At 71.1% G+C, this 16,323-nt stretch carries 16 protein-coding genes; 10 read left to right on the forward strand and 6 right to left on the reverse strand.

Features of this window, described 5'->3' with window-relative positions:
- The first annotated feature begins 104 nt into the window (after positions 1-104).
- On the forward strand, positions 105-320 hold the full coding sequence (locus ACGFN2_RS32185; RefSeq protein ID WP_362611635.1) for a hypothetical protein: 216 nt from the start codon (positions 105-107) through the stop codon (positions 318-320).
- Positions 321-380: 60 nt separating this feature from the next.
- Here ACGFN2_RS32185 and ACGFN2_RS32190 read toward each other — a convergent pair whose 3' ends face one another.
- Entirely contained in the window at positions 381-977 is a 597-nt protein-coding gene (locus ACGFN2_RS32190; RefSeq protein ID WP_362611637.1) for a DUF3043 domain-containing protein, read from the reverse strand.
- A gap of 315 nt (positions 978-1,292) precedes the next feature.
- Here ACGFN2_RS32190 and ACGFN2_RS32195 point away from each other — a divergent pair, with 315 nt between their 5' ends.
- From ACGFN2_RS32195 to ACGFN2_RS32220, 6 genes are all read left to right on the forward strand, one after another.
- Positions 1,293-2,093: a PspA/IM30 family protein gene (locus tag ACGFN2_RS32195; RefSeq protein ID WP_386448098.1), complete on the forward strand. Its 801-nt coding sequence runs from the start codon at positions 1,293-1,295 to the stop codon at positions 2,091-2,093.
- Positions 2,094-2,149: 56 nt separating this feature from the next.
- Complete coding sequence (locus tag ACGFN2_RS32200; protein ID WP_393366256.1) at positions 2,150-2,428, forward strand: hypothetical protein; 279 nt, start codon at positions 2,150-2,152, stop codon at positions 2,426-2,428.
- Between the two features lie 84 nt (positions 2,429-2,512).
- Entirely contained in the window at positions 2,513-3,805 is a 1,293-nt protein-coding gene (locus tag ACGFN2_RS32205; protein WP_362611642.1) for a sensor histidine kinase, read from the forward strand.
- A complete protein-coding gene (locus ACGFN2_RS32210) occupies positions 3,802-4,488 on the forward strand; it encodes a response regulator transcription factor (RefSeq protein WP_362611644.1) in 687 nt (228 codons plus the stop codon). Before ACGFN2_RS32205 ends, ACGFN2_RS32210 begins: the two co-directional genes overlap by 4 nt.
- A 151-nt stretch (positions 4,489-4,639) precedes the next feature.
- Entirely contained in the window at positions 4,640-7,903 is a 3,264-nt protein-coding gene (locus ACGFN2_RS32215; protein WP_393366258.1) for an efflux RND transporter permease subunit, read from the forward strand.
- 263 nt (positions 7,904-8,166) lie between these two features.
- Positions 8,167-9,252: a methyltransferase domain-containing protein gene (locus ACGFN2_RS32220; protein ID WP_362611648.1), complete on the forward strand. Its 1,086-nt coding sequence runs from the start codon at positions 8,167-8,169 to the stop codon at positions 9,250-9,252.
- Positions 9,253-9,300: 48 nt separating this feature from the next.
- On the opposite strand, the gene ACGFN2_RS32225 is transcribed toward ACGFN2_RS32220, so the two are convergent.
- Both ACGFN2_RS32225 and ACGFN2_RS32230 read right to left on the reverse strand, forming a co-directional pair.
- Positions 9,301-9,504 (reverse strand): DUF397 domain-containing protein, encoded by a 204-nt coding sequence (locus ACGFN2_RS32225; protein ID WP_393366260.1) that lies wholly within the window; start codon positions 9,502-9,504, stop codon positions 9,301-9,303.
- Positions 9,483-10,325, reverse strand: a complete 843-nt coding sequence (locus tag ACGFN2_RS32230; protein WP_393366281.1) for a Scr1 family TA system antitoxin-like transcriptional regulator — start codon at positions 10,323-10,325, stop codon at positions 9,483-9,485. Before ACGFN2_RS32230 ends, ACGFN2_RS32225 begins: the two co-directional genes overlap by 22 nt.
- Positions 10,326-10,453: 128 nt before the next feature.
- Between ACGFN2_RS32230 and ACGFN2_RS32235 the strand changes: the two genes are divergently transcribed.
- Positions 10,454-10,813 carry a hypothetical protein gene (locus ACGFN2_RS32235; RefSeq protein WP_393366262.1) on the forward strand — a complete coding sequence of 120 codons (360 nt, stop codon included), beginning with the start codon at positions 10,454-10,456 and terminating at the stop codon, positions 10,811-10,813.
- An 82-nt stretch (positions 10,814-10,895) separates the two neighbouring features.
- On the opposite strand, the gene ACGFN2_RS32240 is transcribed toward ACGFN2_RS32235, so the two are convergent.
- Complete coding sequence (locus tag ACGFN2_RS32240; RefSeq protein ID WP_362611656.1) at positions 10,896-11,777, reverse strand: GNAT family N-acetyltransferase; 882 nt, start codon at positions 11,775-11,777, stop codon at positions 10,896-10,898.
- Positions 11,778-12,046: 269 nt separating this feature from the next.
- Here ACGFN2_RS32240 and ACGFN2_RS32245 point away from each other — a divergent pair, with 269 nt between their 5' ends.
- Positions 12,047-12,505, forward strand: coding sequence for a DUF4430 domain-containing protein (locus ACGFN2_RS32245; RefSeq protein ID WP_393366264.1), 459 nt, complete (start codon positions 12,047-12,049; stop codon positions 12,503-12,505).
- A 274-nt stretch (positions 12,506-12,779) separates the two neighbouring features.
- Here the strand turns inward: ACGFN2_RS32245 and nadA are convergent, their stop codons facing one another.
- Positions 12,780-13,967: a quinolinate synthase NadA gene (gene nadA / locus ACGFN2_RS32250; protein WP_393366266.1), complete on the reverse strand. Its 1,188-nt coding sequence runs from the start codon at positions 13,965-13,967 to the stop codon at positions 12,780-12,782.
- 316 nt (positions 13,968-14,283) lie between these two features.
- Between nadA and ACGFN2_RS32255 the strand changes: the two genes are divergently transcribed.
- Positions 14,284-14,637, forward strand: a complete 354-nt coding sequence (locus ACGFN2_RS32255) for an iron-sulfur cluster assembly accessory protein (RefSeq protein ID WP_362614785.1) — start codon at positions 14,284-14,286, stop codon at positions 14,635-14,637.
- A gap of 108 nt (positions 14,638-14,745) precedes the next feature.
- Here ACGFN2_RS32255 and ACGFN2_RS32260 read toward each other — a convergent pair whose 3' ends face one another.
- Positions 14,746-16,272: a hypothetical protein gene (locus ACGFN2_RS32260; protein WP_393366268.1), complete on the reverse strand. Its 1,527-nt coding sequence runs from the start codon at positions 16,270-16,272 to the stop codon at positions 14,746-14,748.
- Positions 16,273-16,323 lie beyond the last annotated feature (51 nt).

The raw sequence follows: 16,323 nt of genomic DNA on the forward strand, positions 1-16,323 counted from the left end.
GGCCGTTAGGCTGCCGGTCAGCACGGAAACCCGGCCCCGCGGAGCGTGTTCGGACCCGCTCCGCGCGGCGCAGATTCGTACCCGGTGGCACCCAGGAGGCGCAGATGGCGTGGACGTGGCGGTTCGAGAAGGCCGACGGTTCGGAGGCGGCGCCCGCCGTGCAACCGGAGGAGTTCACCACCCAGGGCGACGCGGAGTCATGGATCGGCGAGGAGTGGAAGGCCCTCCTCGACGGCGGAGTCGACCAGGTCAGGCTCTTCGAGGACGGCACCGAGATCTACACCGGCCCCATGAGCCTGCACGCGGACACGGAGGCCTGAGCACGAACGACGCCGGGCCGGACCCCTCAGGGGCCCGGCCCGGCGTCGTACCGTCTGCGGCTACGGCTTCTCGCCGCGCTTCACCTGCGGCTTCGGCAGGCGCAGCCGGCGCATCTGGAGCGTCCGCATCACCGCGTAGGCCTTCACGCCCTTGAGGTTCTCGTTCGGGAAGCGCTCCTGGAGCAGCTTGCCCAGCCGGAACCAGATCAGGGCCGAGTCGAGCACGATCAGCACGATGATCACGAGCCACAGCAGCAGCGCGATGCTCTGGATCGAGGGCACCCGGATCATGGTGAGCACCAGGATCACCACGGCCATGGGCAGGAAGAACTCGGCGACGGCCCAGCGGGAGTCGACGTAGTCCCGCGCGAACCGGCGCACCGGTCCCTTGTCGCGCACCGGCAGATACCGCTCGTCGCCGCTGGCCATCGCCTCGCGCTGGCGGGCCATGTCGGCGCGGCGCGCCTCACGCTGGGCCTTCGCCGCGTCCTTGCGGTTGGCCGGCGTATGCGCACGGGAGCGGCGCTGCGACTGGGCGTCACTGCGCTTCGGTGTCGGGCGGCCCTTCGGGGCCTGCGGGTCGCGGGGCTGCTGGGGCTGGTCCGCGGTCACCTTGGCGGTCGCGGCCTGCTCATCCTTCGAACGGCTTCGGAACACAACACCCAAGGGTACGTGCTCGCCGCGGGTCGGCCACGGTCCGACGGGGAACGATCCGGCAACGGCGCGTCGCGGGTGCGGCGTTCTCCGGGACAAAAGCCACGCCCTATCGGGACAGAGCGGGCATCACGCCGATTGTCCGGACTCTCCCTACTCCTTGCGCGGGAGGAGAGGGGCCACCCGATCGTCCTGGAGGAGGAGCGCATCCGGGCGCGAACAGTGCGGTAATGGAACCAGGGCCCGTACTGTGGGGTCTGTAGATGTGCTGGAGCCTAAGCCCGAGGTGACTCGGTCAGAAGGGGGCGCGCGAGGCCCATGAGCGATGGTGTCATGAAGCGGATGGGGATGATCTTCCGCGCGAAGGCCAACAAGGCCCTGGACCGGGCCGAAGACCCGCGCGAGACCCTCGACTACTCGTACCAGAAGCAGCTGGAGCTGCTTCAGAAGGTACGCCGCGGCGTCGCCGACGTGGCGACCTCCCGCAAGCGCCTGGAGCTGCAGCTCAACCAGCTCCAGGGCCAGTCCGCCAAGCTGGAGGACCAGGGCCGCAAGGCGCTGGCGCTCGGCCGCGAGGACCTGGCCCGTGAGGCGCTGACCCGGCGCAGCGCGCTGCAGCAGCAGGTCTCGGACCTGGAGCAGCAGCACCAGACGCTGCAGGGTGAGGAGGAGAAGCTCACGCTCGCCTCGCAGCGGCTGCAGGCCAAGGTCGACGCCTTCCGTACGAAGAAGGAGACGATCAAGGCCACCTACACGGCGGCCCAGGCGCAGACCCGGATCGGCGAGGCCTTCTCCGGCATCTCCGAGGAGATGGGCGACGTCGGCATGGCCATCCAGCGCGCGGAGGACAAGACCGCGCAGCTGCAGGCCCGGGCCGGTGCCATCGACGAGCTGATGGCGTCCGGCGCGCTGGACGACCCGTCCGGCATGGCCAAGGACGACATCACCGCCGAGCTGGACCGGCTCTCCGGCGGCAGCGACGTCGAGCTGGAGCTGCAGCGGATGAAGGCCGAGCTCTCGGGAGGCCCGTCCGGCGGCCAGCAGGCCATCGAGGGCGGCCAGAACGGCGCGGCGCAGTCCTCCCCGCAGCAGGACCGGCCGCGTTTCGACAAGCAGTGACGGACGGCGGCGGTTAGCCTCGCAGAGATCGTCGGACCGGACCAAGGGAGACCGTCGTGATCGTACGGATCATGGGGGAGGGCCAGGTGAAGCTGGACGACGCCCACTTCGCCGAGCTCAACAAGCTGGACGATGAGCTGCTCGACGAGATGGAGAGCGGCGACGAAGCGGGCTTCCGGCGCACCCTCGGCGCCCTGCTGGACGCGGTGCGCCGCCTGGGCACCCCGCTCCCCGACGACGCCCTGGAACCCTCCGAACTCATCCTGCCGTCCCCGGACGCGACCCTTGACGAGGTCCGGGAGATGCTCAGCGACGACGGTCTCATCCCGGGCTGACGCCGCCGCTCCCGGCCCGAACGCTTTACTCCAGCGCACCGCGCCCCGGCCCCGTGAGGGACCGGGGCGCTACCGTTTGCTCTTGTGAGCCTCCTCGACCCCCGCCCGGACGCGCCCCGCGCCGGCCGCTTCCGGTGGTACCGGACGCATCCGCTGGCCTGCGACGCCGTCCTGGCCGGGGCCGCCTTCGCCGGCATCGTGTTCGGTGCCGTGGCCGATCCGCACGGCCCGCACGGCCCGCGCTTCGCCGCCCACGAGCCGTCCGCCACGACCGTGGTGCTGGCCGCGCTGGCCTGCGCCGCCCTGGTCCTGCGCCGCCGGCTGCCCCGTAGCGTCCTGGCCGCCACCGGCGCGCTCACCGTCATCGAACTGATCTGCCGCGGCAGCGATCCGCGCGCCCCGGTGGCGGGCGCCGCCGTGATCGCCCTCTTCACCCTGGCCTCGCGCACCGACCGGCCCACCACCTGGCGGGTCGGCGCGCTGACCGTCGTGGGCCTGACCGCCGCCGCGATGCTCTACGGGCCCCGCCCCTGGTACGCCCAGGAGAACATCGGCATCTTCGCCTGGACGGGCATGGCCGCGGCGGCCGGTGACGCGGTCCGCAGCCGCCGTGCCTTCGTGACCGCCATCCGGGAGCGCGCCGAACGGGCCGAGCGCACCCGCGAGGAGGAGGCCCGGCGCCGGGTCGCCGAGGAGCGCATGCGGATCGCCCGTGAGCTGCACGATGTCGTCGCCCACCACATCGCGCTGGTCAACGTCCAGGCCGGGGTCGCCTCGCACGTCATGGACAGCCGCCCCGACCAGGCCAAGCAGGCGCTGGCCCATGTCCGGGAGGCCTCCCGTTCGGCGCTGGACGAACTCCGCGCCACCGTCGGCCTGTTGCGGCAGTCCGACGACCCCAAGGCGCCGACCGAGCCCGCGCCCGGCCTCGGCGTGCTCGACCAGCTCGTCGACGGGTTCGTCCGGGCCGGCATCCCGGTCGACCTGGAGATCCCGCAGCCGACCCGGACGCTGCCCGCCTCCGTCGACCTCACCGCCTACCGGGTGGTCCAGGAGGCGCTGACCAACATCCATAAGCACGCCGGCGAGGGCGCCCGCGCCACGGTGCGGATCGGCCACTCCGACACCACGCTGACCGTGACCGTCCTGGACGACGGCGCGGGCCGGGCCGGTGTCCCGCGGCAGAAGGGCGGCGACCGGCCGCCCGTGGAAGCCGGCGAGCCGGAGGACAGCGGCGGCGGCCACGGCCTGGTCGGGATGCGCGAGCGGGTCTTCGCGCTGCGCGGCACGGTCGTGACCGGCCCGCGCGCGGCCGGCGGCTTCCAGGTGCGGGTGACCCTTCCGCTGCAGACCGTCCGTACGGGGGAGACATTGTGACGATCAAGGTGCTGCTCGTCGACGACCAGGCGCTGCTGCGCAGTGCCTTCCGGGTGCTGGTCGACTCCGAGCCCGACATGCGGGTGGTGGGGGAGGCCTCCGACGGGGCCCAGGCGTACGAGCTGACCCGGGCGGAGCGGCCCGACGTCGTGCTGATGGACATCCGGATGCCCGGTGTGGACGGCCTGGCCGGCACCCGCATGATCAGCGAGGACCCCGAGCTCACCGGCGTCCGGGTGGTCATCCTGACCACCTTCGAGGTCGACGACTACGTGGTGGAGTCGCTGCGGAACGGCGCCAGCGGCTTCCTCGGCAAGGGTGCGGAGCCGGACGAGATGCTGAACGCGATCCGGATCGCGGCGGCCGGTGAGGCGCTGCTCTCGCCCGTCGCCACCAAGGGCCTGATCGCCAAGTTCCTCGCGCAGGCCGGCAGTTCGGCCGACGGCGGGCCCGGCGGCGGGGGCGGCGAGCGGCTGGCGACGCTGACCGGCCGCGAGCGCGAGGTGCTGACCCTGGTGGCCGGCGGGCTGTCCAACGACGAGATCGCCGAGCAGCTCGCGGTCAGCCCGCTCACCGTCAAGACGCATGTGAACCGCGCGATGGCCAAGCTGGGCGCCCGCGACCGGTCCCAGCTCGTCGTCATCGCCTACGAGTCCGGACTCGTACGCCCAAGGGTGCAGTGAGGGCGGAGCGGCCCCTACTCCGAACGCGGTACGACTTCCGGCCGGAAACCGACTTGCGAGCGAGGAAAACAGGCCAGGGCATGGCGGAAGGTGTAGGTGGGCCCGGGAAAGGCCCCGCCGACCGTTTCAGAACAGAAGAGAGACCCCACCCATGTCCTGGCTGTCCCGACTCAGCCTCGTACAACGGGGCCTGATAGCGCTGATGTCGATCGTGGCGATCGCCTTCGGTGCCATCGCGATCCCCCAGCTGAAGCAGCAGCTCCTGCCCTCCATCGAACTTCCGATGGTGTCCGTCCTGGCGCCGTACCAGGGCGCCTCGCCGGACGTCGTCGAGAAGCAGGTCATCGAACCGCTTGAGGACGGCGTCCAGGGCGTCGACGGCATCAAGTCCGTCACCTCGACGTCGAGCGAGGGCTCGGGCGTCATCATGGCCCAGTTCGACTACGGCAACGACTCCAAGCGCCTGGTCGCCGACGTCCAGCAGGCCGTGAACCGCGCCCGCGCGAAGCTGCCCAAGGACGTCGACCCGCAGGTGGTGTCCGGCTCGACCGACGACATCCCCACCGTGGTCCTCGCCGTCTCCTCCGAGTCCAAGGACCAGCAGACGCTGGCCGACCAGCTCAACCGCAGCGTCGTGCCGGACCTGAAGAACATCGACGGCGTCAGCCAGGTCACCGTGGACGGCGTCCAGGACCGGATCGTCGCGGTCACCCCCGACGACAAGAAGCTCGCCGCCGCCGGGCTGACCACCCAGTCGCTGGGCCAGGCGCTGCAGAACGGCGGGACGTCGGTGCCCGCGGGATCGTTCTCCGAGGACGGCAGGAGCAAGACCGTCCAGGTCGGCGCCGGCTTCACCTCCGTCGAACAGATCAAGGACCTCCGGCTCGCCCCGTCGGCGGGCGGCGGTGCGGGCGCGGGTGCGTCCGCGGGCGGTGACGCCTCCTCGGGCGCCGGTGCGTCCGGCGGCGGTGCGCCCTCCGCAGGTGCTCCCTCCGGCGGTCCGTCCGCGGGCGGGAGTGCGGGCGGCGCGGTCCGTCTTGGTGATGTCGCCACCGTCAAGGAGAAGCAGGCCACTCCGACGTCCCTGACCCGCACCAACGGCAAGCCCAGCCTCGCCCTGAACGTGACGATGGACAAGGACGGCAGCGCCGTCGCCATCTCCGACGCCGTCAAGGACAAGCTCCCCACGATCCGTCAGGACCTGGGCAAGGGCACCCACCTCACGGTCGCCTCCGACCAGGGCCCGCAGGTCTCCAAGTCGATCGACTCGCTGACCACCGAGGGCCTGCTCGGCCTCGCCATGGCGGTCATCGTCATCCTGGTCTTCCTGCTCAGCCTGCGCTCCACGCTGGTGACCGCGGTCTCCATCCCGCTCTCGGTCGTCATCACCCTGATCGTGCTGTGGACCGGTGACCTCTCCCTCAACATGCTCACCCTCGGCGCGCTGACCATCGCGATCGGCCGCGTCGTCGACGACTCCATCGTCGTCCTGGAGAACATCAAGCGGCACCTGGGCTACGGCGAGGAGCGCCGCGAGGCCATCCTCACCGCCGTCAAGGAGGTCTCCGGAGCGGTCACCTCCTCCACCCTCACCACGGTCGCGGTCTTCCTCCCGATCGGTGTGGTCGGCGGCATGGTCGGCGCGCTGTTCGGCTCCTTCTCGGTGACGGTGACCGTCGCCCTGCTCTCCTCCCTGATCGTCTCCCTGACCGTCGTCCCGGTGCTGTCCTACTGGTTCCTGCGGGCCCCGCAGATCCCCGAGGGCACCACGGTGGACGACCTGCGCCGGGCGGCCGAGGAGAAGGAGGCCAAGAGCCCCCTCCAGCGCTTCTACGTCCCGGTCCTGCGGTTCGCCACCCGCCGCCGGCTCACCAGCCTGGCCATCGCCGTGGTCGTCCTCCTCGGCACCTTCGCGATGGGCCCCCTGCTCAAGACCAACTTCCTCGACCAGGGCGCCCAGGACACCCTCACCCTCAAGCAGGAACTCAAGCCCGGCACCAGCCTGGGCGCCGCCGACAAGCAGGCCGAGCGGGTCGAGAAGGTGCTCGCGGCCAACGACGACATCGCCGACTACCAGGTCACCGTCGGCTCCTCCGGCTTCATGGCGGCCTTCGGCGGCGGCACCGGCGCCAACCAGGCCTCCTACCAGCTCAAGCTGAAGGACTCCGGGGACTCCGACAAGGTCACCGACGCGCTGCGCGCCGACCTCGACAAGCTCGGTGAGTCCATCGGCGACACCAGCTTCGCCACCGGCGGCGGCTTCGGCAGCCAGGACCTGAGCGTGGTCGTCAAGGCCGGTGACGCCGGTGTCCTGAAGACGGCCAGCGAGCAGGTCCGCAAGACCGTCGCCGGCCTCGACGACGTCACCGACGTCCAGAGCGACCTCTCCCAGAGCGTCCCCCGGATCTCCGTGAAGCCCAACGCCAAGGCGGCCGCGGCCGGTTACGACCAGGCCTCGCTCGGCGCGGCGGTGACCCAGGCGGTCCGCGGCACCACCAGCGGCAAGGCCGTACTGGGCGACACCGAGCGGGACATCGTCGTCCAGTCGGCCCACCCGGCCACCACCGAGGACGAGCTGAAGAACCTGGCCGTCCCGACCCCGTCCGGCCCGGCCAAGCTCAGCAGCCTGGCCACCGTGAAGACCGTCCCCGGCCCGGTCCAGATGACCCGGATCGACGGCGCCCGCTCGGCGACCATCACCGCCAAGCCGACCGGCGACAACACCGGCGCGGTCAGCACCCAGCTCCAGCAGAAGATCGACGCGCTGAAGCTGCCGGACGGCGCCACCGCGACGATCGGCGGCGTCTCCCAGGACCAGTCCGACGCGTTCTCCTCGCTCGGCCTGGCGATGCTGGCGGCCATCGCCATCGTCTTCATGCTCCTGGTGGCCACCTTCCGCTCGATGGTCCAGCCGATGATCCTGCTCGTCTCGATCCCCTTCGCGGCGACCGGCGCGATCGGCCTGCTGGTCGCCACCGGCACCCCGCTGGGCGTCCCGGCGATGATCGGCATGCTGATGCTGATCGGCATCGTGGTCACCAACGCCATCGTGCTGATCGACCTGATCAACCAGTACCGCGCGCAGGGTCACGGCGTCGTCGAAGCGGTCATCGAGGGCGGCCGCCACCGTCTCCGCCCGATCCTCATGACCGCCCTGGCCACGATCATGGCGCTGCTCCCGATGGCCCTGTCCATCACCGGCGACGGCGGCTTCATATCCCAGCCGCTGGCCGTGGTCGTGATCGGCGGTCTGATCACCTCCACCCTGCTCACCCTCCTCCTCGTCCCGACGCTCTACGCGATGATCGAACTCCGCAAGGAGCGCCGGGCGGCGAAGAAGGCGGCGAAGCGGTCCGGCGAGACCGGCCCGCAGTCCGGGGAGTCCGACCGCTCCCCGGAGCCGGCGGGCGTCTGACGACGGCCCGACCGGCCCAGCCCGCTGAAGAAACGATGCCCCCGCAAGCCGGTGCTTGCGGGGGCATCGTGCTGGGCATCCGCTCACGGGGCGGCCCGGGGCCGCTCCGGCACCACTCACCGACGAAGGGGGACCGCAGTGGGAAAGCACGGTGACGGCAAGGGCGGCGCGGAGGGCGACCGGCAGCAGAGCCCGAAGGAGTCCGACGGCCGGTGGACCAAGCCGGTGACCGACCCGCCGACGAAGAAGTAGGGGGCGGCGCCATGTCCTCGCCGGACCGGCTGCTGGAAATCCTGCGCAACAAGGGCGCCCTGACACCGGAGTGGGCGCCAACCGTCGCCGCCGTCGACCGCGCCCACTTCGTGCCGGACACCTTCGAGGTGGGCGACCGCACCGTCTCCCGCTCCGCGAACGAGGCGGAGTGGCGGCGCATGGTCTACGCCGACCTCCCGCTGATCACCCAGCACAACGACGGCCGTCCCGTGACCGGCGGGGTCACCTTCCCGACGTGCTCCACGTCCATGCCCTCCCTCATGCTGGCCATGGCCGCCGTCGTCCGGGACGGCGACACCGTACTGGAGATCGGCACCGGCACCGGCTACCACGCCGCCTGGCTCGCACACCGGCTCGGTGAGGACCGCACCACCAGCATCGAGACCGACAAGACCCTCCACGACATCGCCCGGGGCAATCTGGCGCGGGCCGGCCTGCACCCGCGTCTGGTCTGCGGCGACGGCCTGGCCGGCGTACCCGAGCAGGCGCCCTTCGACCGCACCCTCGCCACCTGCACGGTCCGCGACATCCCCTACGCCTGGGTGGCACAGACCGCACCGGGCGGCACGATCCTCACCCCGTGGGGCTCCTCGTTCCACTCCTACTCGTTCGCCACCCTCACCGTCCGGAACGGCCGGGCCACCGGCGGCTTCTCCGGCCGCCCCGCCTTCATGTGGGCCCGCCGGCAGCGCCGCTCCTACGGCCGCATCCGCGACTGGTACCACGGCGAGGAGGGCGACCGCGCGACGACCACCCTCGACCCCCGCGTCCTGGAGGAGAACCCGCACGCCCGCTTCGCCGTCGGCCTCCGCGTACGCGACGCCTGGCCCCTCCTGTGCCCCGCCGACGACGGCAGCGACGAAGCCACCTACTGGCTCTTCGACGACGCCCGCACCTCGTGGGCCACCGCCGAATACGTCCCCGGCCACACCACCTACGAGACCGAACAACACGGCCCCCGCCGCCTCTGGGACGAGGTCGAATCCGCCTACTGCGCCTGGACCGCAGCGGGCAGCCCCACCAGGGACCGCTACCGCATCACGGTCACGCCCGAGGGGCAGAGCGTGTCCCTATAACGACTCGGCCCGTCCCGTCGGCATACCGGGACGGGCCGAACTGCGTGTCTAGCCCTGGTGCTTGAGCGAGGCGACGAACTCGGTCCAGGCTGTGGCCGGGATGAGGAGTGCGGGGCCGTGGGGGTTCTTGCTGTCGCGTACGGGGACGAGGCCGGGGAAGTGGTCGGCGATCTCGACGCAGCTGCCTCCGTTGGTGTTGCTGTAGCTGCTCTTGCGCCAGCGAGCCGCGCTCAAATCGGTTGTGTGTCGCATGGCTTGTAGTCCTCCATTGCCTTTCGGATCAGCACCGCTGACTCCGCCAGTGAGAGGGCGTTCGCACGCAGCACCTCGTATCGGCGCCGCCAGTTCTTCACGGCTTCCGAACTCTCGTAGAGATGCGCGATCTCGATGCCCTCTTCGTAGGCCACGGTGGAGCCGTCGGGAAGCGTCAACAGGTTCAGGGCGCCGCCCATCAGTGGGTACGGACCCGCGCTGAACGGCATGACCTGCACCCTACTGTCGGGAGTATCCACCTGTTCGAGCAGCCGAGCCAGTTGTTTGTAGGTGCACTCCCGGCTGCCCGTTTCCCGTCGCAGCACAGCCTCGTCGATGATGGCCCATCGGTAGGGCGGGGAGTCCGCGTGCAGGCGCTCCTGACGGGACATTCGGGCGTTGACACGCTGGTCGATCTGCTCCTGGGGCAAGTCCTGGCAACCCAGGGACGCACGGGCGTACTCCCGCGTCTGCAACAACCCAGGTACCGCCTGCGGTTCATACACCTCGATCACCTCTGCGCGGGCCTCGAAGTCCATGAAGCGCCGGTACTGGTCCGGGTGTGCCTCCCGCTTGGCCAGTTCGTACAGGCCGTGGAAGTACTGCTCGGTGCCGAAGGCCGCGTCGAGGGTGGCGGGGAGTTCCGGTGGGGGCATCAGCTCCGCGGTCTCGACGCGCGCCAGGGTGCTCTTGCTGAAGTTGACGATGTCCGCGAGCTGCACCAGGGAGAGCTTGGCGCGTTCGCGGTGGCGGCGTTGTTCGGAGCCGAAGTAGTGGCGGGCGGAGAGGTAGGGGGTCAGTTCCTTCGAGGTGAACTTCATGTGCGTCAGCTCTCGGTCGTCCCGGCTCAACAGGGGGACGGAACACCCGCGTTGAGGCCATGTCCCACAGGGTCGCGATGGCGATACACACGGTAGTGAGGACGGTCGACACGAAGGAAGTGAGTCAGATGTTCGAGGGTTCGCCGCCCCGGCTGCTGCCGTGGACCAGGCCGGACGGTGGTCCGTGCTACCTGAGCACGGACGGCCCGGACAGTCACCTCTCCGTCCTCGCCGACACGGTCGAGAGCGAACTGCTCGCGGCGGCCGAGACCCTGCTGGACGACACCCCGCCCCCGCCCGCCCCGGCGGCCGTGGACCCTCAAGAGTTGTGGCGCCTGGCCACCGGACTCCGCGAGGCGCTGCGGGCGGTGTTACGGATCGCCGTCAGCCGCGGCGACCGGCTGCCGGAGCCGTGCGACCACGCGGAGACCAGACTGTGCGAGGGCCGGACCTGCTGCCGTGCCTGTCGTCGGCAAATCTATCTGTGAGGGGCGAGAGCGTCCGGCTGCCCAGCGGGGCGGGCCGGCCCGTGAGACCTCCCAGGCCGCCCGCCCACCTGCCCGTGTCTCCCTACAGCGCCAGCTCGTGGACGAGCACCTCGTGCGTCGCCCGGTAGCCGAGGCCGTCATTGACGCGCCTCATGGGGGCGTTGCTGTCGGCGGTGTCCGTGGTGAGGCCGTCGAGGTCCGGGTGGTCCTGCCGGACCCGCCGGATGGACTCGGCCTTCATCCAGCGGCCGAGGCCGTGCCCCCGGTGCTCCGGCAGCACGCCGGTGCCGTAGTGCTGGGCGTCGCCCGTGCCGGTACCGGGGACGACCAGCTCGGTGAACCCGGCGATCGAGCCGTCCGAGGTGGCGACGGCGACGACGGTGTACAGCAGATCGCCGCGTTGCTCGATGAGCCGGGCCGCCGCCCGGACCCGTTCGACGTCCCAGGGCACCGTGCCGTGATCGGCTTGGCCCATGGGCATGTCGTCCATGGCCCGGCGCGAGGCGGCGAACGTCCGGGCGAGGTGGCCGGGGACCACGCCGCGCCAGGACTCCAGCCGGTAGCCGGGACGGGGCTTCCCGACGGCCTCGCAGAGGGCTGCGAGGTCCAGCCCGGCCAGTGCCAGCCGGGCATGGCGCAGCGTGAGGACCTTACGGAAGCCCTGGGCGGCGAGGAACGCTTCCCCGGGGGAAACCGCCCTGGCCTGGGCGGCGATGCAGCGCCTGCCGTTCTTCCGGGCCGCGGCGACCGCCGCGTCGAGCAGCCGCTGACCGACGCCCTTGCGCCGCTCGGCGGGGTGGACGCGGAGGTCCAGTTCGGCGCGGTGTTCCTGTCCCGCGTCGGTGAAGAGCCGCAGGAAGGCCGAGCCGACGGGTACCGCGTCGGCGTCGGCCGCCAGCCAGGCCAGGCGCCGGCTGGACAGCGAGGGGCCGGGGTCGGTCAGTGGGGTGAGGTGGATCGACAAGGTGTCTCCGTCGTGAGGAGGTGGCAGAGGTGAGCACGCGAGACCGACTGCTGGGCACTGCTGCGCATGTGCTGCACACCTCCTGGCGACGGATGCCGTCCCGGGAACGCCGACGGCCGGGGGAACGTACCGGCGCCGCCCGGCCCGCGGCAACCGTTTATCCGGGGCGCGCGCCCGCGCCGTACGCATTCGGCGGTGCACCTCTCGCCGATCACCGGGAGTGCTGGTTACGTGGCGTGTGCTGCCGGACCGTCGAAAGGTGAGCGAGCGTGCCGTCCGTTCTGGCCCGCGGGGCCGCCCCCGTCACCGCTGCCGGGCTCGCCCTGGCCCTGGCTCTCGCGGCCGCGCCGCCCGCCACCGCGGCCACGGGCGACGTCCGGGTACGCGTCGGCGTCACCGGCGGCCCCTACACCGCGAGCGTGGGACTCGTCATCACGGGCCCGCGCACCGTCTTCGGCGGCTTCTACTGCGCCGCCGACGGCCTCTCCGCCACACCACTCACCGCCCTGGTGGACGCCAACGCGCAGTACGGCCTCGGCGGCGTACAGGCGCGCTGGGACGCCGCCACCCAGGACTTCGTCGTCACCGCCATCCACGGCGACGCCGCCGACGCCACCAAGAAGTGGAACGCCTACGTCAACGAGAAGAAGATCACCACCGGCCCCTGCCACACCGCCATCAAGGGCGGCGACAAAATCCGCTGGACCCTAGAGGCCGCAACGACCTGATCAGCCCCCAGCCGATCCCACAAACGCCCGCCCCCACTCACCCGCACTCACTCCCCCCACGGGAGGGGACGGGCCGGAGGGGGCGGGGGGGGGGGGGGGCAGGGCCCCCCCCCCCACCCCCCCGCCCCGGGCCCCCCGTCACCGCACCCGACACCCACCCGCCCGCCGCAGGCGCAACGGCGAGGGACAGACAAGCATCACCCCAGCCCACGCCCCGCGCAGCGGACCCGAAACAGCGCGAGGCCACCACGGCGGGAAAGCCAAAAACGCACGCCTACGGCAACGCCAGCATCCGCTCCAGCGCCAGCTTCGCAAAGCTCTCCGTCTCCGCGTCGACCTCGATCCGGTTGATCACCTTGCCCGAGGCCAGCGACTCCAGCGCCCACACCAGGTGCGGCAGGTCGATGCGGTTCATCGTCGAGCAGAAGCAGACCGTCTTGTCGAGGAAGACGATCTCCTTGTCCTCGTCGGCGAAACGGTTGGCCAGCCGGCGGACCAGGTTCAGTTCGGTGCCGATGGCCCACTTCGAGCCGCGTGGGGCGGCCTCCAGGGCCTTGATGATGTACTCCGTCGACCCGACGTAGTCCGCCGCCGCCACGACCTCGTGCTTGCACTCGGGGTGGACCAGCACGTTCACACCGGGGATGCGCGCGCGCACGTCGTTCACCGAGTCGAGCGAGAACCGGCCGTGCACCGAGCAGTGGCCGCGCCACAGGATCATCTTGGCGGCCCGCAGCTCCTCGGCGGTCAGCCCGCCGTTCGGCTTGTGCGGGTTGTAGAGCACGCAGTCGTCCAGGGACATGCCCAGGTCACGGACGGCGGTGTTGCGCCCCAGGTGCTGGTCCGGCAGGAAGAGGACCTTCTCGCCCTGCTCGAAGGCCCAGTCCAGCGCCCGCTTGGCGTTGGAGGAGGTGCAGATCGTGCCGCCGTGCTTGCCGGTGAAGGCCTTGATGTCGGCGGAGGAGTTCATGTACGAGACCGGTACGACCTGTTCGGCGACACCGGCCTCGGTGAGCACGTCCCAGCACTCGGCGACCTGCTCTGCGGTGGCCATGTCGGCCATCGAGCAGCCGGCGGCCAGGTCGGGGAGGATGACCTGCTGGTCGTCGCCGGTGAGGATGTCGGCGGACTCCGCCATGAAGTGCACACCGCAGAAGACGATGTACTCGGCGTCCGGCCGGGCGGCGGCGTCCCGCGCGAGCTTGAACGAGTCGCCGGTCACATCGGCGAACTCGATGACCTCGTCGCGCTGGTAGTGGTGCCCCAGGACGAAGACCTTGTCCCCGAGCTTCGCCTTGGCCGCGCGGGCGCGCTCGACGAGGCCGGGGTCCGACGGGGCCGGCAGATCGCCGGGGCACTCCACGCCGCGCTCGCTCTTCGGGTCGGCCTCGCGGCCGAGGAGGAGCAGCGCCAGCGGGGTCGGCTGGACGTCCAGGGGCTGGGCGGTGGTCACAACACGCACCCTCTCTTTTCTGCGGGCGGCTCTTGCATACAGCCTTTTCGTCTATTTGACGCTATTTATCATAGCCGCTTCACGTCACTTTGACGATGGCCATAGTGTCGATGTGACGCATCAGCACCGCCATGTGCGGTCGGCCACCTGTTCCCGGCCGCCGGTGTGCGAGCATGAGGAGAGAACGATTAGGAGAGGCCGCTCCCGGCGGTGTCCGGAAGGCTTCTCGACGAATTGCGCCCAGCCGGAATTAATCCGGGACGTCCCCGGTTGCAGCAGGTTGCAACCGATGACAAGCGGTCCGTACAACCCGGGAGAGATCTAGATGAGCGTTCAGGACGAGACCACCGTCAGCGACGGCATCATCCTGTCCGACGCGGCCGCGTCGAAGGTCAAGGGCCTTCTGGAGCAGGAAGGCCGGGACGACCTCGCGCTGCGGGTGGCCGTTCAGCCCGGCGGCTGCTCCGGACTGCGCTACCAGCTCTTCTTCGACGAGCGCTCGCTCGACGGCGACGTGGTCAAGGACTTCGACGGTGTCAAGGTCGTCACCGACCGGATGAGCGCCCCCTACCTGGGCGGTGCCTCCATCGACTTCGTCGACACCATCGAGAAGCAGGGCTTCACGATCGACAACCCGAACGCCACCGGCTCCTGCGCCTGCGGCGACTCCTTCAGCTAAGGGGCACGGGAAGTACGCAGACGAGAGCGGCGCCCCCCGAGTGGGGAGCGCCGCTCTCGTTGTGCCCGACGCCGCCGGGCCCGGCGGACCCGGCTTCCGCGAGGCCCGTTACCGCTTCGGCACGGAGTCGCCGCTCGACTCGTCGACCACCTTCCGGCCGTCCAGCGGCTTCTCCAGCGTCACGGTCTTGGTGAACTCCTTGGCGATCTTCACGCAGACCTGGCCGGGCTTCTTGTCCTTGCCGGTGACCTTGGTCTTCACGGTCGTGCCCGACTCCTCGGCGCTCGCCGTGTAGACGCTGCACACCCCGCCCCAGAAGTGCAGGGTCAGCTTCCTGCCGCCGTCGCCCACGTCGTACGACTCCAGGGACATCGCCCCGGGCTTCGCATTCGGCTTGTGCGGCGACTGCCCCGGGCTCTGCGACCCGTCGCCCTTACGGGCCAGGTACTTCGGGTTCACCGCGGGGTGCGCGATCGTCGAGGTGGCGTCCGGGCCGCTGCCCGCGCCCGGCTGGCGCACCTTGTACAGCCACGACGGGACCAGCGCCTGCCCGCCGTCCACGGTCTGCACGGAGAGCCCGAAGACCGCGCCGGTCACCTCGGCCGGCTTCTGCCCCTTCGTCGGGTCCGGCTCGCACGGCGCGATCCCGCCGTCCTTGCCGTCCTCGTCGCTCTTCCCGCTGGGCGGCGAGGGGCAGCCGGCCGGCTTGCGGCCGTCGCCCGAGTTCAGCCGGTCCAGCGTCTTGTCGGCGCTCAGCACCGGGTACTCCGCGCCCTTGGCCGGGTTCGCCAACTGGCCGCTGCCGCCGACCACCTGGCCGTCCGAGCCGACCTGGAGATCGCTCTGCCAGCCGTACGTCGGCAGCCCGCCGAGCACCGGGTTCGCGGTGACGATCCGGACCGCGCCGGACAGTCCGCCCGCGTCCAGCCGGGCGTTCTTCTGGCCGAGCGCCGCCAGCACCGGCCGCACCGCCTTCTTGGCCTTCTCCGGCGACACCGCGCCCTTGCCGCTGCTGTCGTCCTCGGTGGTGACGTCCCCGCCGCCGCGGTACGACGGACAGCCGGGACGGTTCGACGGCGTACCGCTGCCGGCCCCGCTCTGCCCCTTGTCGCCCTTCGGGGAGGCGGGCAGCGCACAGTTCGTCCCGCCCGGGGTGCCGTACTGCGAGTACGTCCACGCACCCGAGCCGGTCTTGCTCACCTGCAGCACGGGGCCACGGGCGTCCTTCGTCCCGCCGACCTTCCAGCTGGTCCCCTCGGAGTGGACCTTTCCGGACAGATCCAGCGCCTCCGCCAGCCGTTCGACCGACTGCCGGCTGATCTCGCCCTTGGGGCGGTACACCGGCGCGGACTCCGGGCCGCCGGGCAGCTTCTGCACCGCCCGGTACTTCGCACCCTGCGGATTGGGCTCACCGGCCGCGATCGAGCCGCCGCCGGTGTAGCCGTCGAGCGCGAGCGGCGGCGGATCGCCCGCGGCGCCCGCGCCGGAGCTCTCGTCGCTGGACGCGGACGAGGCCCAGTACGCCGCGCCGCCCCCGGCCAGCAGCACCGCGGCAGCCATCGAGGCGACCACCAACGGGGTGCGCCGCCTGCGCTCCTTGGGGTTCGGGGTGTCGGTGCTGTCCTCGGTGTTCACCGCATCGCTCCTTCGGCTCCGCTGAACATCTGACGTGCCATCCTCCATGAG

This window comes from Streptomyces sp. NPDC048612 (assembly GCF_043199295.1).
In the GTDB taxonomy this organism is placed as follows: Bacteria; Actinomycetota; Actinomycetes; order Streptomycetales; family Streptomycetaceae; genus Streptomyces.

Excerpts from the sequence above, each read along its gene's own strand:
- ACGFN2_RS32215 (WP_393366258.1), top strand. The coding sequence starts at position 4,640 with ATGTCCTGGCTGTCCCGACTCAGCCTCGTACAACGGGGCCTGATAGCG.
- ACGFN2_RS32195 (WP_386448098.1), top strand. The coding sequence starts at position 1,293 with ATGAGCGATGGTGTCATGAAGCGGATGGGGATGATCTTCCGCGCGAAG.
- ACGFN2_RS32230 (WP_393366281.1), bottom strand. The coding sequence starts at position 10,325 with ATGAAGTTCACCTCGAAGGAACTGACCCCCTACCTCTCCGCCCGCCAC.
- ACGFN2_RS32220 (WP_362611648.1), top strand. The coding sequence starts at position 8,167 with ATGTCCTCGCCGGACCGGCTGCTGGAAATCCTGCGCAACAAGGGCGCC.
- ACGFN2_RS32185 (WP_362611635.1), top strand. The coding sequence starts at position 105 with ATGGCGTGGACGTGGCGGTTCGAGAAGGCCGACGGTTCGGAGGCGGCG.
- ACGFN2_RS32225 (WP_393366260.1), bottom strand. The coding sequence starts at position 9,504 with ATGCGACACACAACCGATTTGAGCGCGGCTCGCTGGCGCAAGAGCAGC.
- ACGFN2_RS32235 (WP_393366262.1), top strand. The coding sequence starts at position 10,454 with ATGTTCGAGGGTTCGCCGCCCCGGCTGCTGCCGTGGACCAGGCCGGAC.
- ACGFN2_RS32255 (WP_362614785.1), top strand. The coding sequence starts at position 14,284 with ATGAGCGTTCAGGACGAGACCACCGTCAGCGACGGCATCATCCTGTCC.